This window comes from Streptomyces sp. NPDC091371 (assembly GCF_040684275.1).
Taxonomy (GTDB): domain Bacteria; phylum Actinomycetota; class Actinomycetes; order Streptomycetales; family Streptomycetaceae; genus Streptomyces.
On sequence record NZ_JBFBFP010000003.1, the window covers coordinates 87,561 to 111,260 of the forward strand.

At 74.9% G+C, this 23,700-nt stretch carries 23 protein-coding genes and 1 pseudogene; 12 read left to right on the plus strand and 12 right to left on the minus strand.

The window, feature by feature from the left end; translation table 11 throughout:
• The first annotated feature begins 31 nt into the window (after positions 1 to 31).
• From AB0O21_RS05610 to rpsR, 3 genes are read left to right on the plus strand one after another with little or no spacing between them, the layout of a single operon-like run.
• Positions 32 to 280, plus strand: a complete 249-nt coding sequence (locus AB0O21_RS05610; protein ID WP_365166576.1) for a type B 50S ribosomal protein L31 — start codon at positions 32 to 34, stop codon at positions 278 to 280.
• Positions 277 to 1,419, plus strand: coding sequence for a GTP-binding protein (locus AB0O21_RS05615; protein ID WP_365166579.1), 1,143 nt, complete (start codon positions 277 to 279; stop codon positions 1,417 to 1,419). The genes AB0O21_RS05610 and AB0O21_RS05615 overlap by 4 nt, the downstream gene beginning before the upstream one ends.
• Positions 1,420 to 1,443: 24 nt before the next feature.
• Positions 1,444 to 1,680: a 30S ribosomal protein S18 gene (gene rpsR, locus AB0O21_RS05620; RefSeq protein ID WP_365166582.1), complete on the plus strand. Its 237-nt coding sequence runs from the start codon at positions 1,444 to 1,446 to the stop codon at positions 1,678 to 1,680.
• Positions 1,681 to 1,701: 21 nt separating this feature from the next.
• On the opposite strand, the gene AB0O21_RS05625 is transcribed toward rpsR, so the two are convergent.
• From AB0O21_RS05625 to AB0O21_RS05635, 3 genes are all read right to left on the minus strand, one after another.
• Entirely contained in the window at positions 1,702 to 1,944 is a 243-nt protein-coding gene (locus AB0O21_RS05625; RefSeq protein WP_365166585.1) for a DUF6158 family protein, read from the minus strand.
• Positions 1,945 to 2,005: 61 nt separating this feature from the next.
• A complete protein-coding gene (locus AB0O21_RS05630) occupies positions 2,006 to 2,557 on the minus strand; it encodes a type 1 glutamine amidotransferase domain-containing protein (protein WP_365166587.1) in 552 nt (183 codons plus the stop codon).
• Entirely contained in the window at positions 2,539 to 3,828 is a 1,290-nt protein-coding gene (locus AB0O21_RS05635; RefSeq protein WP_365166589.1) for an MFS transporter, read from the minus strand. The genes AB0O21_RS05630 and AB0O21_RS05635 overlap by 19 nt, the downstream gene beginning before the upstream one ends.
• A gap of 102 nt (positions 3,829 to 3,930) precedes the next feature.
• Here AB0O21_RS05635 and AB0O21_RS05640 point away from each other — a divergent pair, with 102 nt between their 5' ends.
• Both AB0O21_RS05640 and AB0O21_RS05645 read left to right on the plus strand, forming a co-directional pair.
• Entirely contained in the window at positions 3,931 to 4,533 is a 603-nt protein-coding gene (locus AB0O21_RS05640; RefSeq protein WP_365166591.1) for a TetR/AcrR family transcriptional regulator, read from the plus strand.
• Positions 4,534 to 4,571: 38 nt separating this feature from the next.
• Positions 4,572 to 5,699 (plus strand): annotated as a pseudogene (locus AB0O21_RS05645) (MFS transporter); the annotation flags it as partial.
• A gap of 111 nt (positions 5,700 to 5,810) precedes the next feature.
• On the opposite strand, the gene AB0O21_RS05650 reads toward AB0O21_RS05645, so the two are convergent.
• Complete coding sequence (locus AB0O21_RS05650; RefSeq protein WP_365166593.1) at positions 5,811 to 6,725, minus strand: LysR family transcriptional regulator; 915 nt, start codon at positions 6,723 to 6,725, stop codon at positions 5,811 to 5,813.
• Between the two features lie 541 nt (positions 6,726 to 7,266).
• Positions 7,267 to 8,004: an SDR family oxidoreductase gene (locus AB0O21_RS05655; protein ID WP_365166596.1), complete on the minus strand. Its 738-nt coding sequence runs from the start codon at positions 8,002 to 8,004 to the stop codon at positions 7,267 to 7,269.
• Between the two features lie 95 nt (positions 8,005 to 8,099).
• Here AB0O21_RS05655 and AB0O21_RS05660 point away from each other — a divergent pair, with 95 nt between their 5' ends.
• Positions 8,100 to 8,963 (plus strand): LysR family transcriptional regulator, encoded by an 864-nt coding sequence (locus tag AB0O21_RS05660; protein ID WP_365166598.1) that lies wholly within the window; start codon positions 8,100 to 8,102, stop codon positions 8,961 to 8,963.
• A gap of 76 nt (positions 8,964 to 9,039) precedes the next feature.
• On the opposite strand, the gene AB0O21_RS05665 is transcribed toward AB0O21_RS05660, so the two are convergent.
• From AB0O21_RS05665 to AB0O21_RS05675, 3 genes are all read right to left on the minus strand, one after another.
• Positions 9,040 to 9,246 (minus strand): hypothetical protein, encoded by a 207-nt coding sequence (locus tag AB0O21_RS05665; RefSeq protein ID WP_365166600.1) that lies wholly within the window; start codon positions 9,244 to 9,246, stop codon positions 9,040 to 9,042.
• A 143-nt stretch (positions 9,247 to 9,389) separates the two neighbouring features.
• The gene (locus AB0O21_RS05670) at positions 9,390 to 10,058 is read right to left on the minus strand and encodes a response regulator transcription factor (RefSeq protein ID WP_365166603.1); all 669 of its coding nucleotides are present in this window, start codon (positions 10,056 to 10,058) and stop codon (positions 9,390 to 9,392) included.
• 35 nt (positions 10,059 to 10,093) lie between these two features.
• Complete coding sequence (locus AB0O21_RS05675; RefSeq protein WP_365166606.1) at positions 10,094 to 11,362, minus strand: sensor histidine kinase; 1,269 nt, start codon at positions 11,360 to 11,362, stop codon at positions 10,094 to 10,096.
• A gap of 268 nt (positions 11,363 to 11,630) precedes the next feature.
• Between AB0O21_RS05675 and AB0O21_RS05680 the strand changes: the two genes are divergently transcribed.
• Complete coding sequence (locus tag AB0O21_RS05680) at positions 11,631 to 13,844, plus strand: MMPL family transporter (RefSeq protein ID WP_365166608.1); 2,214 nt, start codon at positions 11,631 to 11,633, stop codon at positions 13,842 to 13,844.
• On the opposite strand, the gene AB0O21_RS05685 is transcribed toward AB0O21_RS05680, so the two are convergent.
• Positions 13,837 to 14,595 carry a GntR family transcriptional regulator gene (locus AB0O21_RS05685; protein WP_365166611.1) on the minus strand — a complete coding sequence of 253 codons (759 nt, stop codon included), beginning with the start codon at positions 14,593 to 14,595 and terminating at the stop codon, positions 13,837 to 13,839. The genes AB0O21_RS05680 and AB0O21_RS05685 overlap by 8 nt on opposite strands.
• Positions 14,596 to 14,828: 233 nt before the next feature.
• Here AB0O21_RS05685 and AB0O21_RS05690 point away from each other — a divergent pair, with 233 nt between their 5' ends.
• Positions 14,829 to 15,227 (plus strand): Imm7 family immunity protein, encoded by a 399-nt coding sequence (locus tag AB0O21_RS05690; RefSeq protein ID WP_365166613.1) that lies wholly within the window; start codon positions 14,829 to 14,831, stop codon positions 15,225 to 15,227.
• A gap of 45 nt (positions 15,228 to 15,272) precedes the next feature.
• Here AB0O21_RS05690 and AB0O21_RS05695 read toward each other — a convergent pair whose 3' ends face one another.
• A complete protein-coding gene (locus AB0O21_RS05695) occupies positions 15,273 to 16,793 on the minus strand; it encodes an IucA/IucC family protein (RefSeq protein ID WP_365166615.1) in 1,521 nt (506 codons plus the stop codon).
• Positions 16,794 to 16,915: 122 nt separating this feature from the next.
• Between AB0O21_RS05695 and AB0O21_RS05700 the strand changes: the two genes are divergently transcribed.
• Together AB0O21_RS05700 and AB0O21_RS05705 are read left to right on the plus strand one after the other, a co-directional pair.
• Positions 16,916 to 18,481: an IucA/IucC family protein gene (locus AB0O21_RS05700; RefSeq protein WP_365166617.1), complete on the plus strand. Its 1,566-nt coding sequence runs from the start codon at positions 16,916 to 16,918 to the stop codon at positions 18,479 to 18,481.
• Positions 18,478 to 19,134 (plus strand): class I SAM-dependent methyltransferase, encoded by a 657-nt coding sequence (locus AB0O21_RS05705; RefSeq protein ID WP_365166620.1) that lies wholly within the window; start codon positions 18,478 to 18,480, stop codon positions 19,132 to 19,134. The genes AB0O21_RS05700 and AB0O21_RS05705 overlap by 4 nt, the downstream gene beginning before the upstream one ends.
• A 9-nt stretch (positions 19,135 to 19,143) precedes the next feature.
• Here AB0O21_RS05705 and AB0O21_RS05710 read toward each other — a convergent pair whose 3' ends face one another.
• Positions 19,144 to 20,337 carry a cytochrome P450 gene (locus AB0O21_RS05710; protein ID WP_365166622.1) on the minus strand — a complete coding sequence of 398 codons (1,194 nt, stop codon included), beginning with the start codon at positions 20,335 to 20,337 and terminating at the stop codon, positions 19,144 to 19,146.
• A gap of 160 nt (positions 20,338 to 20,497) precedes the next feature.
• Between AB0O21_RS05710 and AB0O21_RS05715 the strand changes: the two genes are divergently transcribed.
• Both AB0O21_RS05715 and AB0O21_RS05720 read left to right on the plus strand, forming a co-directional pair.
• On the plus strand, positions 20,498 to 22,006 hold the full coding sequence (locus AB0O21_RS05715; protein WP_365166624.1) for an FAD-binding oxidoreductase: 1,509 nt from the start codon (positions 20,498 to 20,500) through the stop codon (positions 22,004 to 22,006).
• Between the two features lie 9 nt (positions 22,007 to 22,015).
• Positions 22,016 to 23,341 (plus strand): trypsin-like peptidase domain-containing protein, encoded by a 1,326-nt coding sequence (locus AB0O21_RS05720; protein ID WP_365166625.1) that lies wholly within the window; start codon positions 22,016 to 22,018, stop codon positions 23,339 to 23,341.
• Here the strand turns inward: AB0O21_RS05720 and AB0O21_RS05725 are convergent.
• Positions 23,295 to 23,696 carry a hypothetical protein gene (locus AB0O21_RS05725; protein ID WP_365166627.1) on the minus strand — a complete coding sequence of 134 codons (402 nt, stop codon included), beginning with the start codon at positions 23,694 to 23,696 and terminating at the stop codon, positions 23,295 to 23,297. The two genes, AB0O21_RS05720 and AB0O21_RS05725, sit on opposite strands and share 47 nt — an antisense overlap.
• Positions 23,697 to 23,700 lie beyond the last annotated feature (4 nt).

The following is a 23,700-nucleotide window of genomic DNA, read 5'->3' on the forward strand; positions in this document are numbered from 1 at the left end:
CCCCTCCCGCCGACCCCCGAGAGAGCAACCCATGAAGCCCGGGATCCACCCCGCCTACGGCCCCGTCGTCTTCCGCGACAAGGCCGCCGATTTCGCCTTCCTCACCCGCTCGACCGCCACCAGCCACAAGACGGTCCAGTGGGAGGACGGGCACACCTACCCCGTCATAGACGTGGAGATCTCCTCCGCAAGCCACCCCTTCTACACCGGCACCGCCCGCGTCCTGGACACCGCCGGCCGCGTCGAGCGCTTCCAGCGCCGCTACGGGAGCACGGCGTGACGCTGCCCGTCGTGATCGTCGGCGGGCTGCACGCCGACGCCCGCCGCGCCGCGGTGGACCAGCTGCTCGCCACCGTCCCGGGCAGCGTCGCCCTGCACCACGACCTCGCCACGGCGGCCGAGGGCACCGTACGGAGGGTCGTGCGCGACGCCTCCGGGCCGCTGGCCTCGGGGGAAGCCCCGCTCGTCAACGACTGCGCCTGCTGCGCGCTGCGCGAGGACCTGGTCCCGGAGCTGTGGCGGCTCGCCGAGGGCGGGCTGACCCGGCTCGCCGTCGTCGAGCTGTGGGACTCCGTGGAGCCCCGGGCGATGGCCGAGGTCGTCGCGGCGCACGGGGGCGGGGCACTGGCACTGACCAACGTGATCACCGCCGTCGATCCGGCGCTCGTCCTGGCGTACCTCGCCAACGGGGACGACCTGGCCGAGGCGGGCCTCGCCGCTGCCGCCACCGACCGGCGCACGGTCGGGGACACCTGGGCCCGGCAGCTGGAGTACGCCCCCGTGCTCGCCCTCCTCGACGGCGGGGAAGCGGACGACGAGGACGGGGCGCTCCTGGCCCAGCTCCACCCGACCGCTCGGCGGGTGGAGACCGGGTCGGGCGAGCTGGCCCGGCTGGCCTTCGCCGGATTCGACACCGAGGCGGCGGCCGCCGCCCAGCATCCGGCCTGCGCACTGCTGCCGCAGGAGGCGGACGAGGCCGGGGTCTCCACCCTCGTGTGGCACCGCCACCGGCCGTTCCACCCGGAGCGGCTGTACCAGGCGCTGGAAGACCTGTGCTGTGCGGCCGCCCGCAGCCGCGGCCGGTTCTGGCTCGCGGACCGGCCGGACACGCTGCTGGCCTGGGACGCCGCGGGCGGCGCGCTCTGCGTGGAGAACAGCGGGCCCTGGCTGGCTTCGCTCCCCGACGCCGCGTGGGAGATGGTGCCGGCCGTGCGCAGGGCGGCCGCCGCGCTGAGCTGGCACCCCGAGCACGGCGACTGCTGCCAGCACCTGGTCTTCACCTCGCCCGGCCTCGACCGCGAGGGGCTGGAGCGGCTGCTCGACTCCTGCCTGCTCACCGACGCCGAGTACACCGCCGGGCGCGAGGGGTGGAAGCGGCTCCCGGCCGCCTTCGACGCCCTGCTCGACCCCGTTTCGTAGAACACCTACCGCCGAGGAGTCCCCGTGGCCCGTCGTACCGCCATCCGCAAGCCCGTCAAGGCGCGCCCCAACCCGCTGGACGCCGCCAAGATCACGCACATCGACTACAAGGACACCGACCTGCTGAGGAAGTTCGTCTCCGACCGCGGCAAGATCCGCGGCCGCCGCGTCACCCGGGTCAGCGCCCAGCAGCAGCGCCTGCTGGCCGTGGCGATCAAGAACGCCCGGGAGATGGCCCTGCTGCCCTACGCGGCGCGGTAGCGGGGGGGGTGACCGGGGCCCTCACTCCCCGGTGCTTCGGGCGCGGGCGCCCGTACGGGTGCGGGACGCCGTCTGGGCCCGCTGCGGGTGACGGCGTACGTACTCGTGCTCCAGCTCGTTCATCCGCTTGGTGTGGGTGACCAGGGCGTCGTCGGACCCGTGCAGCAGGGTCTCGTGACGCGTGCGGTGGATGGCCTCGAGCTCCTTGAGGAGCTTGCCCTCCTCCAGTCTGCTCGCCGACGGACCGCCGTCGTGCTCCGTCATGTCACGTGCACCTCCTCCGACTCCTGCGACGCGTCCTGCGGGCTTCGTCCCCCGACCTCCATCATGCGCCGCCCGCGCCCCGCCCGCCGACCTCCGCGACGAGGGCGCCGCAGAAGGCCTTGAGGTCGCGCGGCCTGCGGCTGGTGATCAGGGTGGCCGGCGCCGCGTGGCAGACGTGGACCTCCTCGTCGACCCAGGTGCCGCCGGCGTTGCGGATGTCGGTCGCGAGGCTGGGGTACGAGGTCAGGGTGCGGCCGCGCACCACGTCGGCCTCCACCAGGGTCCAGGGCGCGTGGCAGATCGCGGCGACGGGCCGGCCCCTATCGAAGAACTCCCGGACGAACGAGACGGCCCGCCGGTCCGTGCGCAGGGCGTCGGGGTTGGCGAGGCCGCCGGGCAGGACGAGCGCGTCGAAGGCCTCGGCCGCGTCCTCGCCCAGGACGTGGTCGACGGCGTGCGCTCCCGCCTTGTCGAGGTGGTGGTAGGCGCGGACCACGCCCGGCTTCGTGGACACCAGCCGGGGTATCCAGCCGGCTTCCAGTACGGCCTTCCACGGCACGGTGAGTTCGACCTCCTCGACGCCCTCGGGCGCCATCAGGAACGCGATGCGCATGCGGGTCGCCTCCTTCCCTCGTCCTCCTCCTTCCAGGGTGCCTGCTCGGGCAGGACCCGGGCGCGGCCGAGGCGGCGGATGGGGGGCGCGGCGATGAGGGCGGTCGCGCAGCAGCAGCTGACCACCGCGCCGAAGAGGAGGAGGCGGTGGACGCCGAGGACGGCGCTCGCGGGGCCGGCCAGCGCCTGGCCGAAGGGCAGCGCCAGGACCGAGCCGGCGATTTCGTACGCGGTGACCCGGCCCAGCCGGTCGGCGGGGATCTGCGTCTGCACGGTGGTGGCCCACTGGACGCTCCAGAAGGCCCAGCCGGTCCCGCTCAGCCCGTATCCGAGCAGGAGCACGGGCAGGCCGGGGACCAGGGATGCCGCCAGCGGCATCAGCGGGAACAGGAACATCGCGAGGCCGCCGGCGAAGAGCGGGCGGGAGGGCCGGATCCGCATCGCGATCAGCCCGCCGAGCACGCAGCCGGCCCCGAAGGCGCTCTCGGCGTAGCCGAACGCCGCCTTGCCGTGGGCCTCCATCACGGAGACCGCGCCCAGCGGGGTGACCGGGCCCCAGACGCACACGCCCAGGACCCACCAGATCAGGATGACCCCCCACATCCAGGAGCGGGAGCGGAACTCGGCCCAGCCGGTGCGCAGGTTCGCGAGGGTGGACGCCGACCGGTCGACGTCGAACCGGGGCAGCCGCAGCGCCAGCAGGCAGATCGCGCTGACCGCGAAGGTGGCCGCGTCGACGGCGAACACCGTGGCCGCCGAGGTGACGGCGACAAGGGTCCCGGCGAGTGCGGGTCCGGCCATCGTGGCGACGCCCTCGCTCACCCGCAGCACCCCGTTGGCCTGCTGCGGGTCGGCGGCGACCTGGGGCACGAGGCTGTTCACGCCCGGCTGGAACATCGCGGTCGCGATCCCGCCCAGCACCGCGCCGCCGATGATGAACCACAGGGGCGGGTGGCCCAGCCAGAGGAAGGCGGCGAGCCCGGTCTGGAGCAGGCACCGGACCGTGTCCGCGCCGATCATCTGCGGCCGGGGGTGGAAGCGGTCCGCGAACACCCCGCCGAAGACCACGAAGAGGGCGAACGCCCCCATCCAGGCGCCCAGCGCGAACCCGACGCCGCTCACCCCGTAGCCGAGGGAGAGCATCGCGACGGCCATCGCGACCGGGATCATCGTGTCGCCGACCACGGACATGGTGCGGGCGGTGAAGTAGAGGGTGAAGTTCCAGGTCCAGAGGCGGGACGGCGACGGCGCGGCAGCAGTGGTCAAGACCATTCGCGCATCCTCGACGGCGACCCGCTCGCGGTCAAGTCATTTGGCGCTTCCCCGAGTCGGGACGAGTAGACACTGTCCAGGCACGGCTGGTAGACAGTGTCTATGCAGGAGGAGAGACCGCTCCGGGAGCGGCTGATCGACGTCGGCGTGGACCTCGTCACGACCGAGGGCACCGCTTCCCTCGGGCTGCGGGAGATCGCCCGCCGGGCCGGGGTCTCGCACGGGGCGCCGCGCCGGCACTTCCCCACCCACCGCTCCCTGTTGTCGGCGATCGCCCGGCGCGGGTTCGCGGACCTCGGCGCGCGGTTCGCGGCGGCGGTCGCCGGGGCGCCCTCCCCGCGCGGGCAGGTGCGGGCGCTGGGAGTCGCGTACGTCGGCTACGCGCTGGAGCAGCGCGGGATGTTCGAGCTGATGTTCCGTCACGACCTGCTCGACGGTTCGGGAGAGGAGTCCTCGGGCGTGCCCCGGCTGCGGGAGTCGACCCTTCCGCTGTTCGACTCGCTCGTCGCGCTGGTCTCCCGCTGCGGGGCGGCCGACCCGGCGGTCACGGCCGCCGCGCTGTGGGCCAACCTGCACGGCGTGGCGCAGTTGTGGGGCTGGGGCAGTCTGCCGCTGGTGCTCGGGGAGAGTGGCGTCCCGGTCGAGCGGCTGGTCGACGCCGCGCTCGACGCGCACCTCGGGCCGGGCCCGCGGGACCCGGCGTGAGGCCGCGGCTCGCGCTCCTCGTCAGCGTGGCCGGCGCCATGATCGTCGCGTTGGACGGCACGGTGCTGAGCGTGGCGCAGCCGAGCCTGCGCCGCGACCTCGGGGCGAGCCTCGCACAGGTGCAGTGGACCAGTACCGCCTATCTGCTCGCGGTGGCCGCCTTCCTGGTGGTCGCCGGGCGACTCGGCGACCGCTACGGGCACACCCGGCTGCTCTTCACCGGCGTGCTGGGATTCGCCGCGGCCTCGGCGGGCATCGCGTACGCGCCCGACGTGGGCTGGGTGATCGGACTGCGGGGCGCGCAGGGCGTGTTCGGGGCGCTGCTCCAGCCCGCGACGCTGGCGCTGCTGCGGCTCGCCTACCCGCCGGAGCGGCTCGGCACGCCGGTCGCGGTGCGGACCAGCGCGATCGGCGTGGCCGCCGCGGCCGGGCCGCTGCTGGGCGGCGTGCTGGTCGCGCAGTGGGGCTGGCGGGCCGTGTTCGTGATCAACGTGCCGGTCGCGCTGCTGATCGCCGTACTGGCCCTGGCCGTACGGGCACCCGCGCCTCCGCGCACGGAGGCCGGGCGGCTGGAGTTCACCGGCTCGGCGCTGCTCGCGGCGGCCCTCGCGGTGCTGGTGCACGCGCTGGTGGGGGTGCCCGCGTACGGGTGGTCGTCCTGGCCGACGCTGCTGGGGTTCGGCGGGGCCGCCGCGCTCGCGGTGTGGTTCGTGCGGCGCGAACGGCGGGCCGCGCGGCCGCTGGTACCGGCCGCCGTGGCGCGCTCGGTGCCGGTGGCGGGGTCGATGGGGCTGCTGCTGGCCGTGTCCGCCGGGCTGTTCGGGGCACTGTTCACGGCGACGTTCCGACTGCAGGACGGGCAGGGGCTCGATCCGCTCGCCACGGGACTGCGGGTGCTGCCGCTGACCTTGCTGATGGTGGCCGGAGCTCCGGTGGCCGGGTTCGCGCTGCGCCGGTTCGGGCCGCGGCGCACCGCGCTCACCGGTACGGGGCTGGTCGCCCTCGGCATCGCGGGGCTGGGCTCGGCCTCCGGGGTGGCCTTCGGCGTGCTGGGTGCCGGGTTCACCACCGTGATGGTGACCGCCACCGGGACCGTGGTCGGCGAGGCGCCCGCCGGGTACGCCGGGGTGATCGGCGGGCTCAAGCAGACGGCGATGAACGTCGGCCCGGCGCTGGGGATCGCGGTCGCGGCGGGCGCCGGGGCGGGCGGGCTCTCGCTGGCCGCCCTGGCCGCGCTGGCCCTCGTAGGACTGGTGCCGGCGTCACTGCTGCCGCCGTCACCGCTCCCCGGGCCCGGCCGCGCGGGCCGTGCAGCTGCGGGCGACCTCGTCGGCGAAGACGAGGGCGGGCGGGGCGAGGGCGGACCAGCGGCGGACCGCCCAGCCCACCGCGAGGGGCGGCAGGGCGGGGATCGGGACCAGGCGCAGCGGGCCGTCGCTGCCGGGGACCCGCCAGCCGGGCAGCGCGGGCACGACGGCGTGGCCCAGGCCTAGTTCGGCGAGCAGCAGCGCCGTGTCCCAGTCGGCCACGCTGGTGTCGGAGCTGACCCGGATGCCGGACTCCGCGAGGGCGGCGTCGAGGTGGCCGCGGGAGGCGGAGTTCTCCGGGAGCCGGATGTGGCGGATCGCGCCGAGGTCGGCGGGCTCGATGCGGGCGCGGGTGGCGAGGGGGTCGTCGGCGCCGACCGCGAGGACCCAGGGCAGCTTCATGACGGGCCGCTGTTCGATGCCGCGGACCGGCGCCCCGATGGTGATCCAGGCGAGGTCGAGGTCGTCGGCGGCGAGGGCGTCGAAGCAGCTGCGGCTGGAGTTCTCGGTCTGGAACTCCAGGCTCACCTCGGGGTGGCGGCGGCGGAAGGTGACGACCGCCTCGGACATGAAGTGGCGCACGGTCGTCGCGCCCGTGGTGACGCGCACCGTCCCGCCGCCTCCCCGCACGAGGTCGTCCAGCCGGCGCAGGGCCCCGTCGAGGCCCGCGATGCCGTCGGCGGCGGCCGCTTGCAGGATGCGGCCCGCTTCGGTCGGCACGACGCCGCGTGCGTGGCGCTCCAGGAGGCTCGTGCCGGTCTGCTTCTCGAGGCGGCGGACGTGCTGGCTGACGGCCGACTGGGTGCAGCCGAGGTCGCGGGCGACGGCGCTGAGGCTGCCCGCGCGGCAGACGGCCACGAACACACGGAGATCATCGAGGGTCATGAGACCCAAGGTATCCCTTGGATGTGTGGAGCAAATCGGAGGATTGACTTGGGTTTTGGGCTGGCTCAAGATCGGTACAGGCCCGGGCGGCAACCCGTCCCGCGCCTCCGCCACGGGGTCCGGACCCCAGGAGGAGGCGAGGACGGGTGTCGACCCGTCCGGGGTCGGGTCAGGGACGTGAAGGTGCGGCCTCAGCCGGAGCCGTCGTCGGGCGGGAACCAGCCCGCCGGCAGGCCGGCGGCGCGCGCGTCGGTCGCGTACCCGGCCCCATCTGCCGCGGCCTGGTGGCGCAGTGCCGTGGAACCGCTCGTCCGCGCCGCGGGCCACCCGGATCGCGGCGGCGCCGGTTGGCCGGCGGCACGGTGGCGCTCGCCGTGGCAGCGGCCGTGGCCGGGGGCGGGGGCGGGCTGTGGTACTTCGACCCCTTCTCCGACACCGGCGGCACCGTGCACCTCGACGACGCCGGCGGCAGCCGGACGGTGGCCGGGGCGGCCTCGGCCGATCCGCTGACGCCACTGCCCACCGGACCGGAGCCGGAAGGTCACCAGGGGATGGCGCCGTCGTCTTCGAAGAACGAAGCGGTCGGGCCGTCGTCGGAAAGCGTGGCGAGCCGGATCGCCGTGGCTGCGCCCTGCTCGGGGGTGCGGGGTCCGTGGAAGCCGGTGAAGTCGGTCGCGCACAGGCCCGGGCAGGCGGCGTTGATCAGGATGTTCGTACCGGCGAACTGCCGGGCGTACTGCACGGTGATGGCGTTGAGGAACGTCTTCGACGGCGCGTAGGCCGCCATGATGGGGCCGATCTCGATGTCCGGGTCCGCCTGCCGGGTCAGGGAGGCGACGCCGCTGGAGACGTTGACGATGCGCGGCGATGTGGAGCGCCGCAGCAGCGGCAGCATCGCGTTGGTCACGCGGATGACGCCGAGGACGTTGGTCTCCACGACCGTGCGGACCACGTCGAGGTCGAGCGCGGTCGGGTCCTGCACCCACCCCGGGCCGGACTCCCCCGAGATCCCGGCGTTGTTGACCAGGACGTCCAGGCGCCCGGCCTGCCGTTCGATCAGTTCCGCGGCATCGGTGACACTGCGGTCGCTGGTCACCTCCAACGGCACCCCGAACGCGTCCACCCCGGCGGCGCGCAGCTTCTCCACGGCGGTCTCGAGCCGGGCCTCGTCCCGGGCTCCCACGCCCACGCGGTGTCCGAGGGCACCCAGACCGGTCGCGATCTCGTACCCGATTCCCTTGTTCGCGCCGGTCACCAGCGCAATCTTCGTTTCGCTCACGGCATTGATGCTCACTCACCGACTGCGGATGCGACCAACACCGATCAAGCATCCAGTGATACTCGTGGGGTATCACCGTGAAGTACGCTCCGGGCATGGACACCCTGGAGACCCGCGAGTTGAGGTACTTCGTGGCCGTCGCCGAGGAACTGCACTTCGGCCGCGCCGCAGAGCGGCTCGGCATCGCCCAGCCACCGCTGTCCCGGGCGATCCAGCAGCTCGAACGGCGCCTCGGCGTCTCGCTACTGGACCGCAACCGGCGCGGCGTCTCGCTGACCGGCGCCGGAGAGGTCCTGCTGCACGAGGGTCGCGCCGCCCTGCACGCGACCACCGCCGCCGCACGCCGCACCCGTCGCGCCGGTGGCGCCGATCATCCGGGTGGCGCCCGCGACCGCCTGGTGCTGGCGGTCAAGGCCGCTTCGTCCCAAGAACTGCTGCGGAAGCTTCTCGACGCCTACGCGGCCCAGCCCGACGCCGCCGAAATCGAAGTGCTGCCCTGCGGTATCGGCGAACAGGAAATACTGCTGCGCGACGGCCGCGCCGACGTGGCACTCATGCAGACGCCGTTCAACTCCCTCGCCGGGTTCGACAGCGAGGAACTGCTGACCGAGGGACGGATCGCCGTCCTGCCCGCCGGGCACCCTCTCGCCGGGCACAAGACCTTGTCCCTGGCCGACGTCACCGACGTCACCGATCTTCCGCTCGCCCGCTGGCCCCGCAACGGCGCCTACCCTCCCGGCCCCGGCCCCGAGATCCGCGACCAGACCCAACTGGCCCAGCTGATCGCCCTCGGACGCACCGCGGCCATCTGCCCCGAATCCTCCCGCGCCTGGCTATGGGCCGAACACACCGCCGTCCCCCTCACCGACGCACCCCCCGTCATCACCCACATGGCCTGGCCCCCACACAGCCGCTCCCGCGCCCTCGCCCAGCTGATCCGCACGGCCACCGAGCTATGACCCCCGGGGGCAGAGGAGTACCGCCGGTCCGCTGCAGGTCGTTGATGCTCAGGGGTGCCCGGCCGCCACGGCCGGCCTACTCGGCAACCACCAGCACCGGCGGCGCCGGTGCGGACCACCGGTGGCCGCAGGGTTCGAAGGCCAGTACGACCGGCTCTCCCGGGCGCTGGCGCCAGGAGATCCGCTGCGGCGCGTCCTCGCACACCGGACAGCAGGGCAGCGCGCCGGACTCCGGCCGGCACTCGGGTGCGGCCGCGAGGGGCGTGGAGTGCGGATCGCGCATGGAGGCTCCCTGCTGGTGCGGTTGGACTGATCGCACTGTGCCATGGACGGGTCCCTCACCGCACGGGCGAATCCTCCAGTGTTTTCGCTGGTCAGGGGTGTGGTCGGCAGGGGTATTCCGGTCCTCTTGCGGGCACTTGGTGATCAACCGCTCGCGCCGGCGGCCGACACCAGGCCCGATTCGTACGCGGCGATCACCGCCTGCGCCCGGTCCCGGACGCCCAGCTTGCCGAAGATGCCCGTGATGTGGTTCTTGACCGTGGAGACGCTGATGTCCAGCTCCCGGGCGATCTCGGCGTTGTCCAGGCCGGTGGCCAGCAGCTGCCAGATCTCCAGCTCGCGCGGGGTGAGCCCGGCCGGGACCCCGGCCGCCGGCGGCCGGGGCCGGGCGGGCGCGCGTACGTAGGCGGAGATGAGCCGGGTGAGCAGCCTCGGCGCGACGGCGGCCTCGCCGGTGTGGACGGTGCGGACCGCGGCTCCGAGCTCCTCCGGGGAGACGTCCTTGGGCAGGAAGCCGTACGCGCCGGCGCGCAGGGCGGCGACCACGTACTCGTCCATGTCGAAGGTGCTGAGCGCCAGAACGCGGGCTTCGGGGACGGTCCGCGCGAGTTCCTCGGTGGCCTTGACCCCGTCGAGGACCGGCATGCGGATGTCCATGACGACCACGTCGGGCTTCAGTTCGCACGCGAGGGCGACGGCCCGGGCGCCGTCCTCGGCCTCGCCTACGACCTCGAACTCCGGGTCGGGGCCGAGGATCAGTGCGAGGCCGCGGCGCACCAGTGGCTGGTCGTCCACGATCAGTACGCGGATCATCGGCTCCCCTTCGGTTCTGGCGGTTCTTGTTGTTCTTACGGCACGGATGGTTCCGACGGGGCCGGGAGGCGGGCCGCGACGCGGAATCCGCCCTCGTCGAGTGCGGCGGCCTCCAGGCTCCCGCCCTGTAGGGAGACGCGCTCGCGCATCCCGATCAGACCGTATCCGGGCGTTTCTCCGGGCCGCGCGGCCGGGGCCTGCTCTCCGGCCCCGTCGTCGCGCACTTCCACCGCCACTTCGTCGGACCCGTAGGTGAGCCGTACGCGGGCGCGCGCCCGGCCGCCGTGTTTGCGGGTGTTGGTCAGCGCCTCCTGCACGATGCGGAAGACGGCCAGGCCGACGGTCGGCGGCAGCGGGCGGACCGGACCCTCCACGGTGAACTCGGTCTCCGTCCCGGCCAGGCAGGCCTCGGAGATGAGCCGGTCGAGGTCCGCAGTTCCGGGCTGCGGGGCCGGCGGGGTGTCCTCCGGTTCCTCGCCGGCCCGCAGCACGTCCAGGAGTTGCCGCATCTCGCGCAACGCGAGCCGCCCGGAGCCCTCCAGCGTGACGAGGGCCTCGCGGGCGACCTCGGGGTCGTGCGCCAGGTTGGCGCGCGCCCCGCCGGCCATCAGCTGCATGGTGGTGATGTGGTGGGCGACGATGTCGTGCAGTTCGCGGGCGATCCGGCGGCGTTCCTCGGCCAGCGCCCGGTCGGCGAGCAGCCTGCGGTGGGCCTCGGCCTCCCGCTGGCGGCGGTTGACGACCTCGGCCGCGCCGACGGTGAACACGGTGACGAAGGCGTTCCCGAACAGGCCCCACCAGCCGAACGGCAGGGGCCAGCCGCTCTGTCCCAGGGAGGTGAGCGGCACCGCCGCGAGGCCGGTTGCCGCCACCACGGCGGGTCGCCGGAACCTGGCCACCGAGTAGAGGGCCACCACCAGTGTGAGGCCGAAGTGCGGGGAGTGCGGGGTGGCCAGGTTCAGCAGCACTCCGAGGGCCAGCACGGCGGCGAGGGCCGCCACCGGGTACCTGCGGCGGACGAGCAGGGGCAGCCCGGAGACCACGGCGATGACGGCCGCGCTGATGCCGATCGCCCCGCCGTCGGTCCGCGAGCCCAGGGTGAAGCCGATGAGGTCGGTGGCGGCGGCCCCGACCGCCACGAGGGCGTCGTTACGCGTCCAGGCCGACCGCTCCCCGCCACTGCCCACCCCCTCAGCCCGACCCACGCCCCGGGCCCCGGCCCGGCCGGCGCCCCGGCCCGCGGCCGCCGCCGCACCCGTGTGCGGTCGCGTGCCGTCCGGCTCCTCGCCCACCAACACCGTCACCGGTCCTCCCCCGTGGCCGCTCATCCCGGCGGACGCCGGGGACCGCGGCCGCGCTCTCCGGTGGTCCATTCTGGCAGCGGCCCCGCTCCCCGCCACCGGCCGCAGGTCGGATCCGTACCAGGACTCCAGTACTGGCCGCGCCGTCCGCCCGGACCCCGGTCCCGGCGTACGGCTCCTCCCCCGACCTGACGTTTTCCCCGTCCCGCCCTGATGGTCTGGAGTCCGGCCGGGAGCCCCCGGCCGGCACCGTACAGACCGGAGGAGATCAGTGATCCGCGCCCTGACCGGATTCTCGACGAGGAATCCGTGGAAGGTCATCGCCCTGTGGGCGGTCCTGGGAATCGCGCTGACCGTGCTCGGCCAGACATTCGTCTTCCGCGCCACCCAGACCGGCAACGGCGGCTTCCTGCCCGCGCAGTACGACTCGGCCGCCGCTCTGAAGATCGCCGAGGAGCGCTTCGGGGCCGATCCGGACGCCAGCCCGCTGACCGTGCTCGTGGCCCGGGCGGACGGCGCCCCGCTCGGCACCGCCGACGAAGCCCGCATCGACGCGGAGGCGGCGCGCCTCGCCCGGACCCGGATCGTCATGCCCCGCGACGAGGACGCGCCGCCCTTCGTCGAGGACCATTCGCAGGTCCCCCGGGTCAGCCCGGCCATGACCGCGCCCGACCGCTCCTTCCGGCTGCTGACCGCGGAACTGACGGGCAATCCGGCCGACCCCGGGGTGCAGGGCACCTACCGCGCCTTCCGGGACTCCGTACGGGAGCGGTTCGCGCAGGAAGGGCTGCGTACGGGCTTCACCGGCGGGCTCGCCGACCGCGTGGACGCGGCGGACGCCGAGAAGACCAGGACGATGGTGGTCGGCATCCTCATGCTCGGGGTCATCGTCCTGCTGCACGTACTGGTCTTCCGCAGCGTCCTGGCGGCCCTGCTGCCGCTGCTGGCCGTGTCCGTCATCGGCGGGGCCGCGGCCGGTGTCGTGGTGTGCGCCGCGCTGCTGACCGGTACCGGACTGGCCGATTCCACGCCGGGGCTGATCAACGTGGTGCTGGTGGGCATCGGCATCGACTACTTCCTCTTCCTCCTGTTCCGCTTCCGTGAGCAGTTGCGCGAGCATCCGGAGCAGTCCGGGCGCGAGGCGGCCGCCGCCGTCGCGGGCCGGGTGGGTACGGCGATCACCTCCGCGGCGCTGACGATCGTCGCCGCGTTCGCCACGCTCGGAGTGGCCTCCTTCGGCCAGTTCCGGGTGCTCGGGCCGGCCATCGCCCTGTCCGTACTGGTGATGCTGCTGGGCAGCCTGACCTTCATGCCCGCACTGTTGGCGGTCACGGGGCGCAAGATGTTCTGGCCCTCCCGGGCCCTGAAGCACGCGCCGCGCGCGGGCGCCGCGGCGAAGACGGGCGCCCTGGTGGCGGGGCGGCCGCTGGCGCTGGTCCTCGCGTCGGTGGCGCTGCTCGGCGGGCTGGCCGCGGGGATGCTGGGGATGCGGATGGACTACGGGCAGGGCGGTGCGGGCGGGGAGCGTACAGCCGCGACCGTCACCGCGGCCGAGATGGCGGGCGCGCTGCAGGCCGGGGTGTCGGACCCGACGAGCGTGTTCGTCACGGCGAAGGACGGGGGCCCGCTCGGCGCCGGGCAACTGGACGGGCTGTCCCGGGCACTGGCCGGGGTCGACGGTGTGGGCCGGGTCGCGGACACGGTGCTGAGCGAGGACCGGCGGGCGGCGCGGATCGACCTGTTCCTGACGGCCGAACCGCAGCGGCAAGAGGCCCGCGACCTGGTCTCGGGACCGGTGCGGCAGGTGGTCGCCGCGCACACGCCCGCCGGTACGGAGGCACACGTGGGCGGCACCCCGGCCCTGTTCGCCGACATCGCGGCGGCCGTGGACAAGGACCTGAAGGTGGTCTTCCCGGTGGCGGCGGCGCTGATCGCGCTGATCCTGTTCGCGCTGCTGCGCAGCCTGCTCGCGCCGGTGATCCTGCTGGCAGCCGTCGGGCTGGGCTTCGCCGCCACGCTCGGCGCCTCGAACCTGGTGTTCCAGCACGCCCTGGGCCGGCCCGGGGTGGACTTCACGCTGCCGCTCGTGCTGTTCCTGTTCGTGGTCGCGCTGGGCACGGACTACAACATCCTGATGAGCGACCGGATCCGGGAGGAGATGGAACGGCCCGGTCCGGCCCGCGCGGCGGTGGGCCGCGCGGTCCGGCACACGGCGCCGGCCATCGCGACGGCGGGCCTGGTGCTGGCCGCCTCCTTCGGGAGCCTGGCCGTCAATCCGGCCCCGTCCACGCAGCAGATCGGCTTCGCGACGGCGCTGGGGATCATGCTGTCCGCCTTCGTCCTGTCGATCGTGCTGGTACCGGCGCTGGCCGCACTGCTGGGGCGGTCCACGTGGTGGCCGGTGCGGCCGCGCCCTTCCGGCGGGGCCGCGGCCGCGACCGCAGACGCCGGCCGGACCCGGATCCCGGACCGCGTGCCTATGTGACGCGGAAGCCGGTGGCCGCGTAGTGGAGCCGGTCGCGGTGGAGGACCAGCCGGTCCCAGGTGGGGAAGGCCAGGTCGGTGACGGCCAGCAGCCGGCCGGAGGTGTCGTGCAGGGTGCGGCGCACGGTCAGGCCGCAGGTCCCGCCGCCGACCGGGGGGTGGGTCGTGCGGGTCATGGTGAGGGTCTCGGCGACCCGGCCGACGACGGCGGCCCGGTCGAGCCAGCGCTGCAGCGCCTGCAGGTCCTCGGCGCGGGCGGCTGCCGCGCGGTCGCGGCAGCGGGCCAGTTCGGGGGTGCGGGCGAGGGCGCCGGGGCTGAAGTAGGTGACGGCGTCCCGCAGCGCCTCCCCGGCCGGCCCCCGCTCGCGCCGGTGGTGCATCAGGGTGCGCTCCCCGCCCCGCATCCCGAGCACCGCGGCGAGCGAGGGCGGCACGGTGACCAGGCTGACCCGGCTCTGGACGCCGGCGCCGGAAGCGACGCCCCCGGCCACGGCTCCGGCGCCGGCTCCAGCTCCGGGCGCGGGCCGCGTGCCCCGGCGCCCGGTCACGACGAGGCCGTCCTCGCGCAGGTGCTGGAGGGCGGCCCTGATGGTCTGCCGGTTGACCTGGTAACGGGCGGCCAGGGTGCGCTCGGAGGGCAGTCTGGCCCCGGGGGTGTGCGCGGTGCGGTCGAGTTCGTGCCGCAGCGCTGCGGCGATCCGCTGGTACTTGGGCATGGCGGCCGAGCCGCCGCCCCGCGAAGGGGAGGGCATGGCATCTCCTCTGACGGGTGGTCAAGGACTGCGCGGTCTGCCCAACCAACCTAGCATTGGTCTATACCTTTAGGTGAGGGGGTGCCCGCACCGACCGCCCACCTTGGCCGATTCCTTACCCCGGCCACCGGTCCGTGGCCGCTGACGGCACGAGGCGCCTACGAGGCCGCGTGCGGAGGCCGGCGAGCCGGCAGCCCCCTCAGCGGGGAGGGCCCCACGGCTAGGATCGGCTCGTGTTCGAATACCACGGTTGGATCACGATACGAGAGAGCCCCGGCGATGACGACGAGGCCCGGCTGGCGGCGATCGTCGAGGAACTCGGGCAGCGCGTCGAGCAACTCGCCCCTCGGTACCTTCTCGACCTGAGGTGGATGAACGGCACGCCGTCCGTCCACCTGGGCGGCCACACGAACCACAGTCACTCCGCGAGCGACGTCCTCGACTTCTTCGCGCACGTGGGCGCCGTCGCCCCCGGCTCCTACGGCCTGCTCCACATCCGTGACGACGAGGACGAGCGCGGACACGAGAACGACTTCCGCGTGATCAGACTGGCCCGCGGTCAGGTATCGGACCACATCGAGCCGTTGCTCTCGCCCTGCATACCCGCCCTGGAAGACCCGTTCACCGCGTAGCGTGCCGCACACTTCGCCCCCGGCGCTCACGGTGGATCAACTCCCTCATTTCAGCGAGTTCGGGAGGGGGATGTAGCGGGCGTCCGCGCCGTCCGCGTGGGTCCAGCGGAGCAGGAGGTTCGTCTTGCCCGGGAGGGAGGGGGACGTGAGGAGGTCCGTGATCTCCGGGAGGTGGTGGGTGGTCGCGTAGCGGAGGAACTCCTCGCGGGCCGCGGGCCACAGGAGCGGGGCGGACTCGGGGTGGCGGGTGGCCAGTTCGTCGGCGATTTCCGTGAGGTGGTTGACCACCAGGCAGTAGACCAGGCGTTGCCAGGCCGCCGCGCGCGGGAGGTCCGGCAGGAGTTTGACGCCCTCCGCGTCCCGGAAGAGGGCCTGCACCGGCATCCCCGCCGCGTCGACCGCGACCAGGGTGTTCTGGAGGTGGGCCTCCAGTACGACCCCGTGGCGGTCGAAGAGTTCCAGCACCGGCGGGACGACCTCGCGCAGGTACGCCCGCCACCAGGCGGCCGGGTCGGTGGTGGCGGACAGGGGGCTGCCCGGGTAGCCCTCCGCCAGGGCGGCGGCGAGCAGCGGGGTGGCCCCCGGCGCGGTGTGCGCGCGCAGCCCGTCGCGGACCAGGACGGCGAGTTCCTCGAAGGCGAACCCGGCGGTGCGGTAACCCCGGTCGGCGAGCCAGGCCGCCCGCGATCCGGAACGGCGAAGCGCCGCGAACCCCGCCTCGACCGCCGCGTCGGTGCGGCGCAGTTTCAGCAGGTCGTGGCGCCACAGCCGGCGCACGTCGTTGGTGATGCGCACGTCGAGGCTGAACTTCACGAACAGGTCGGCGGAGTCGTCGGGGACGTAGAGGGTTCGGATCGAGGCGGTCGGCCAGGCCGGGAGCCGGCTCTCTCCGAGGCGTACGAGGCGCCCGTCGCCGAGGGCCTCGCGCACCGCGGGCCGGGCGGCCACCAGCTCGAGCTGCCACGGGTGCGCCGGCAGCAGCCGGTAGCCCGCCGGCGCGCGCGGCCCGTCGAGCGCGTCCGCGAGGGAGTCGACGGCGTCGGCGGCGGCCCGGCCGCCCTCCTCGGCGCACTGGTCCTCGCGCACCCCGAGGAAGAGCAGCGGGAAGCGGGCGTGGGCCTCCGGCGCGTACGGCAGCCAGCTCGCGGCCGGGGCCCCGCCCCTGGCCTTGGGGGCGGGGTGGTGCGGGTGGCCCATGACGAGGGACTGTTCGGACAGCAGGTACGGGTCCGTCGGGGGCCGCGCGGTGCGGCGGGCGGTCAGCAGCGCGGCGATGGTGTCGCGGCTGTCGGCGATCTCGACGGGGAGTTCGTCGTTGGTGATTCCGGTGAAGCGGCCGAGCTCGTCGGAGGTGAGTTTGACCAGTTCGGCGTGGCTGAGCGGACGCCAGCCGTCCGCCGTGCGCAGTTCGGGCCTCCCGGGCCGGCGCCCGCCGTGCACGCGGAGCAGCCGGCCGCTGCCGCGCAGCCGGTGGACACCACCGCCCGCGGGTTCCGCGGCCTCCCTGAGCAGGCAGTTCAACAGCGGGGTGGCGGCGTACGCGTCGGCGGCGGCGTTGAGATCCACTGATTCCATTCGGTCCGTCCGGTGCGCCGGGGCTCGCGGGACGCGACCACCCGGCCGTGATCTTCAGTATCCGCGATGATGACGTGATCATCCTGTGAAGCGACTATCTGCGGAGCCGCAGCATGCACTTTCCCGCCTCACCGGCCGAAGAGGCCGTCGCCGCCGAGCTGGACGACGTACGCCCCGCCCTCGCGCCCGCGTACGCCGACGCGCTGGACGGTGCCCGGGCGGCCGTCCTGACCCGGCTGTGGCGGGCGCTGGCCTACGAGCCGCTGCCGTGGGTGGTGGGCCGGGAGCGGGGGCCGGGCGGGCTGGCGCTGCTGCTGGCCGGGGGTGGCCGGCTCGAGGGCCCGGCGCCGGATCCGTACACGACCGGGCCGTACGTGCGCGAGCTGCTGTACGACGGCCGGGCGTACGGGCAGGCCGCGCGCCTGGTGACGGCGCTCGGGGTGCCGCACGCGGAGGGGTTCGCCGCCGAGCTGGACGACAGTACGGCCAACCTCGCCCTCTCCCGCGCCGGCCAGCCGCCCGCCGGGCAGGACTCCGCCGCGCGGAGCACCTGGGAGTGGGAGCAGCGGATCGTGGACGGGCACCCGTACCACCCGAACTGCCGCTCCCGGCCTGGCTTCTCGGTCTCCGAGCAGCTGGCGTACGCGCCGGAGCACCGGCCGGTGGTGGAGCTCGGGCTGGTGGCCGTACCGGCCGGGCAGTGCCTGGTGACCGGCGGCTGGCCGCCGGAGCTGCGGGACGGGGAGCGGATCCTGCTCCCGGTGCACCCGTGGCAGGCGGCGCACACCCTCAAGCACGAGGCGGTGCGGTCCGGTTTCCCGGCGCACCCGCTGATGGCGCTGCGCACCCTCTCCCCCGCCGGCGGCGGCGCGCACGTCAAGACGGCGCTGAGCACCCGGCTGACCTCCTCCGTGCGGGACATCTCCGGCTACTCCATCGAGACGGCGGCGGCGGTCTCCGCCTTCGCCGAGTCCCTCGCGGAACGCCTCGACGGGCGGCTGCACATCACCCGCACCCTGGGCGCGGCGACCGCGCACAGCCCCGACCTGGCGGCGGTGCTGCGCGAACCGCCTGAGGCGTACGCGGACACCGCCGCCGGTGAACGGGTCCTCCCGGTGGCCGCGCTGGCCGGGCTCCCCGAGGCGCGGTCGGCGGCCTGGCGGGCGGAGTTCGCCCGCCTCGCGCTCTCGGTGTGCCTGCGCGTGCTGGAGCTCGGGGTGGCGCTGGAGGCCCACGGCCAGAACCTCCTCGTGGTGCTCTCCGCCTCCGGTGCCCCGCTGCGGCTGGTCTACCGCGACCTCGCCGACATCCGGATCAGCCCGGCGCGGCTCGCGGTGCACGGTCTGCCGGTGCCGCCGCTGTCCGGCCGGCTGATCACGGACGACGTGACCGTGCTGCGGCGCAAGCTGTTCGGGTCCCTGGTGGCCGGGGCGCTCGGGGCCGCCGCGGGCTCGGCCGGCGCTTTGCGCGAGAGCCTCGCCGCGGCCGTCCCGGTCCTGCCCGCCACGGCCGACACGGAGGCGCTGCTGACCGGGCCGCTGCCGGCCAAGGCGCTCACCCTGATGCGGCTGAGCCCCGGAATTCCCGGTGATCAGTGGGCGGACCTGCCCAATCCGCTGGCGGATCACCGACCGGGGGGTGATCCGGGGCGCCGGGCGGGCTACTGTCCAGGGGCATGACAGGTACCTGGGATCTGAGCTCGGTACGGGCGTCCTACGACACCGTCGCCGTCGACTACGCCCGGCTCCTCGGCACGGAGTTGTCCGGCAAGCCCCTGGACCGGGCCATGCTGGCCTCCTTCGCGGAGTACGTGCGCGCGGACGGGCGCGGCGGGGACCGTGCGGTCGCGGACGTCGGCTGCGGTCCGGGGCGGGTGACGGCCCATCTGGACGGGCTCGGCGTACCGACGTTCGGCATCGACCTGTCCCCGGCGATGGTGGCGGTGGCCCGGCGGACGTACCCGGGGCTGCGCTTCGAGGTCGGTTCGATGGCGGCGCTGGACGTGGCGGACGGGGTGCTCGGCGGGGTGCTGGCCTGGTACTCCACGGTGCACACCCCGACGTCGGAACTGCCCGCCGTGTTCGCCGAGTTCGCGCGGGTCCTGGCGCCGGGCGGCTACGTCCTGATCGCCTTCAAGGCGGGCGACCGGAAGATCCGGCTGGAGCACGCGTACGGGCATCCCGTCGGCCTGGACGTGTACTGGACGCCGCCGGACCTGATCGCCGGGCTGCTGGCCGGGGCCGGGCTCGCGGAGGCGGCCCGCCTGGTCCGGGAGCCCGACGCGGCGGAGAAGGGCCCACAGGGCTTCGTGCTCGCGCGCAAGGCCGCCTGACGCCTCCGGCTACCAGCGCAGCGGAAGCCTGCTCACGCCCCGCATCAGGGTGCCCGGGAGCCAGTCGCGGGGGCCCGCCCCGGGGTCCTCGGCGAGGTCCGGGAAGCGTTCGAGCAGGGAGCGGATGGCGATGCGGCCCTCCATGCGGGCCAGCGGGGCGCCGAGGCAGAAGTGGATGCCGTGGCCGAAGGCCAGGTGGCTCTGGCCGGTGCGGCGGATGTCGAAGACGTCCGGACCGGGCGCGTGGAAGCGTTCCGGGTCGCGGTCGGCCGCCGCGAGGGCGACGAGGACCGAGGAGCCGGCCTCGATGACGGTGGAGCCGATCTCCAGGTCGGCGACGGCGAAGCGGTACGTGGCGTGCTGCACGGGCCCGTCGTAGCGGAGCATCTCCTCCACCGCGCCGTCGATGAGCCCGTCCGGGTCGGCGCGCAGGGCCGCCAGCTGGCCGGGGTGCGCGAGGAGGGCCCGTACGCCGTTGCCGATGAGGTTCACGGTGGTCTCGTGCCCGGCCACCAGCAGCAGGAAGGCCATCCCGATCAGCTCGTCCGGGGCCAGCTGGTCGCCGTCCTCGTCGCGGGTCCGGATCAGGGCGCTCAGGAGGTCCTGGCCGGGGTCCTGGGCCTTGGCCTCGACGAGTTCGAAGAGGTACCCGGTCATCTGCTCCATGACCTTGCCGTCCGGGCCGGCCGGGTTCGCCGGGGTGACGATCTCGCTCGACCAGTACCGGAAGCGCTCCTGGTCGAGGTCGGGGACGCCGAGCAGCTCGCAGATGACGGTCATCGGCAGGGGCGCGGCGAAGGACTTGATCAGGTCGCCGCGGCGGTCGGGGCGGGCGGCCATCGCGTCCAGCAGTTCGTCGGTGACCTGCTGGACGCGTGGGCGCAGGGCCTCGACGCGGCGGGAGGTGAACTCGCGGGCGACCAGGCGGCGCAGCCGGGTGTGGTGGGGCGGGTCGGACTCGAGCATGTTGCGGTTGGCGGCGTAGGCCTGGGTGGTGTCGAAGAACTCCGAGCCGAGCCAGTTCTTGGACAGGGCCGGGTGGGTGAGGGCCTGCCGGGCCTCCTCGTGGCCGACGACCAGCCACGAGCGGTCCCCACCGATCTCTATCCGGTGGACGGGGCCCGCCTGGCGCAGCGCGGCGTAGAAGGGATAGGGGTCGGCGTTGAACTCCTCGGCGTGCGCGCCGAGATCGACGAGAGACATGCGGGCAGCGTACGGGCGCGGCCCACGGGACCGAACCGGTTGTGCGGCGATCCGAACCGTTTCGGCCGTCGCCGTCCGTGGTGGGCCGTTCGGGCGGCACGCCCGGTGTGTGGGGGCCCGCCTGCACCGGGATCGGGCCGGGCGGTGGCAGGAAGGGAGCATGAGCCTTCCTCGCCGCCGGGTCCTGGGCAGCGCCGCCGCGGCCGTCCTGGCCACCGTCGGGTCGGCGGGTCGCGGGCCCGACTACGGGGCGCTCGCCCGCGGGCTCGACGGCCGGCTGGTGCTGCCCGGCGACGGGGACTTCCCCGAGGCGCGGCAGCTGTTCCAGCCCCGTTACGACTCCCTCGCCCCGGCCGCGGTGGCCTATCCCGCGCACACCGCGGACGTGGCCGCCTGCCTGGACTTCGCCCGCCGGTCGGCCGTGCCGGTGGTCGCGCGCGGCGGCGGGCACGGCTACGCGGGCTGGGCCGCGCGCGCCGGCGGGCTGGTCGTCGACCTCGGGGCGATGGCGCGGGTGGCCGTGGCGGGGGACGGCGTACGGATCGGCGCCGGGGCCCGGCTCGGGGAGGTGAACGCAGCGCTCGCCGGCCGCGGGCTCGCCGTCCCGACCGGGCTGTGCCCCACCGTCGGCATCGCCGGCCTCACTCTCGGCGGCGGCCTGGGCCTGGCGTCGCGGGCGTACGGCGCCACCTGCGACCGCCTCACCGGAGCCCAGGTGGTCACCCCCGACGGGGCCGTCCGCGAGGTCGGCGCGGACCGGGAGCCCGAGCTGTACTGGGCCCTGCGCGGCGGCGGGGGCGGCAACTTCGGGGTGGTCACCGAGTTCCGCTTCGCCGCCCATCCGGTCGCGGACGCCGCCTTCGCCGAACTGCACTGGCCCGGCGCCGAGTCCGCGGCGGTGCTGCGCGGCTGGCAGCGGTGGCTGGCCGGGCTGGCGGACCCGTTCTGGAGCCAGGTGGAGTTCACCGTCGGGGCCGGCCCCGGTGCCGTGCCCGCGCTGCGGGTGGTGTGCCTTGATGGGCGCCGTGCGCTGGAAGCGGAGTTGACCCGGCTGTCGGACCTGGTCGGCAGGCCGGTCCGGGACAGCCGGCTCGTCGTACGGGGGTACGGGGACACGGTGCGGGCCATGTCGGGCTGCCTGGAGCGGAGCCCCGCCGAGTGCCGGCTGCCGGGGTCCCTGCCCGGCCGGGACCCCGCGGGGCGGCTCGGCCGGGAGTCGTACGCCGCCCGCTCCGACTTCTGGGCGGGCGCCGGGCTGCCGGACGCGGCGATCGGCGCGGTCCTGGACGCGGTGCGGCGCTACCCGTCGGCGGTGCCCCGGGGCGGGCTCGGGGTGGTCCAGTTCGACGGGGTGTGCGGCGGCGCGCTGAACCGGGTACCGGCCGGCGCCACCGCCTTCGCGCACCGCGCCGCCGCCTTCCTCGCCCAGTACCTCGTCTACTGGCCCGAGTCCGCGCCGGCCGCGGACGTGGCCCGGCACCAGGGCTGGCTCGACGGGCTCTGGCAGAACCTGCGCCCCTGGGCGAGCGGGAGCGCGTACCAGAACTACAGCGACCCGCAGCTGGCCGGTTGGCGCGAGGCCTACTACGGGCCGAACCTCGCCCGGCTGGAGGCGGCCCGCCGCCGCTACGACCCCGACCGGCTGTTCCGTTTCCCCCACGCCCTCTAGGAGCACCGCATGCGACGTACGTTGACGATGGCCGCGGCGGCGGCCGCGCTGCTGATGGCCGGGGGGCCGCTGCCCGGGGCCGAGGCCGCCGGGCACGCCGCCCCGGAGGCCGCCGCGGCCGGGCGCTGGTCCGCCGGGGCCGCGGAGTCCTTCTGGACGCCGGAACGGATGGCGTCCGCGGTCCCCCTGCCCATCGCCCCGTCCCCGGACTCAGGCGATCTTTCAGCCCCGCCGGCGTTCGAGGCGCGGGGGTCCGGGGGCCGGGCCCCCGGCAGCGGCGCCGCAGACGACCCGGACTCCGCCCCCGGCCCCTTCCCGGGCACCGCCCTGGGCTCCGACCCGGGCCCCTTCCCGGGCCCCCACCCGGGCACCGCCCCAGGCACCGCCCCGGGCCCCCTCCCAGGCCCCTTCCCAGACACCGCCCCGGACTTCACCCCCGGCCCCTTCACAGGCTCCGCCCCGGCGCCGTCGGAGGCGACGCCGGACGCGGCGCCCGAGCCGGCGCCCGCGCCCGCCCCGGCTCCCGTGCCGGACCCGACCCCGCCCGAGGCCGTGATCCCGCCCCCGCTCCTGGACCCGGCCTCCCCCCGCCTGCCGGCCGCAGGCCTCGGCCCCGGCGTCGGGCAGGACTTCAACGGGATTCCCTCCGTCGGCCGGATGTACCTCGTCAAGGGCGGCGGCGCCTACTTCTGCACCGCCAGCGTGGTCTCCTCCCCCGGCCGCGACCTGGTGATGAGCGCGGCCCACTGCCTGACGGGATCCGACTCCCAGAAGGTGGCCTTCGTACCGCAGTACACGCGGGCGAACCCGCGGCCGTACGGCATGTTCCCGGTGCGGCGGACCTCGGCGGGGAAGTCCAGGATCTGGATCGACCCGCGCTACCGCTCGCAGGGCGTCAACCGGGCGGCCGGTCTCGACGTGGCCTTCGCCCAGGTGGGGCCGGACTCCGACGGCTTCCCGGTGGAGGACGTGGTCGGCGGGAACCGCCTCGTCACCGGGGCCGGTTACGCGCACCCGAAGGTATCGCTCGTCGGGTACCCGGCGTCCGCCGCCCGGCCGCGGCTGTGCGTGAACCGGACGACGAAGTTCACCAGCAAGGATCCGGCGATCCCCGGATCGTTCCTGCGGATCGCCTGCACGGGCTACCCGGGCGGGACCAGCGGCGGCCCGTTCCTGACCCGCTACGACGCGCGGACCGGGACCGGTGACGTGGTGGGGGTCATCGGCGGCTGGAAGACGGGCGGGGACACCGCCGACGTCTCCTACAGCTCCTACTTCGGCTCGGACGTCAGGAAGTTGTACGCGAAGGCTGTCGCCGAGGCGAAGGCGGGATGAGCCGGGCGGCCTCGGCCGGGGCCACTGCGGCCCGCACCCAGCGGGTGCGGCGCGGGTTGCCGACCGTCCGCGGGGCCGCCGGGAGCCCGTCGGCGGTCAGCGGGTCCGCGGGCGCGAGGCCGAGCCGGCGCCGCAGGTCGGCGAGGGCCGCGTGGACCGGCGCGAGGACGACCTCCGCGCCCGGGTCGATGTGCGCGAGGGCGTGCGCGGTGGTCTCGATCGCCTCGGCGGCGTCCTCGGCGGCGCTGCGGCTCCAGCCTCCGTGCACGACGGTGTCGTAGAGGTGGCAGGCGGCATCGGCGACGGCGTCGGCCCGTTCACCGACGCCCGGCGCCGCGATGGTCGGCAGTTCCATGCCG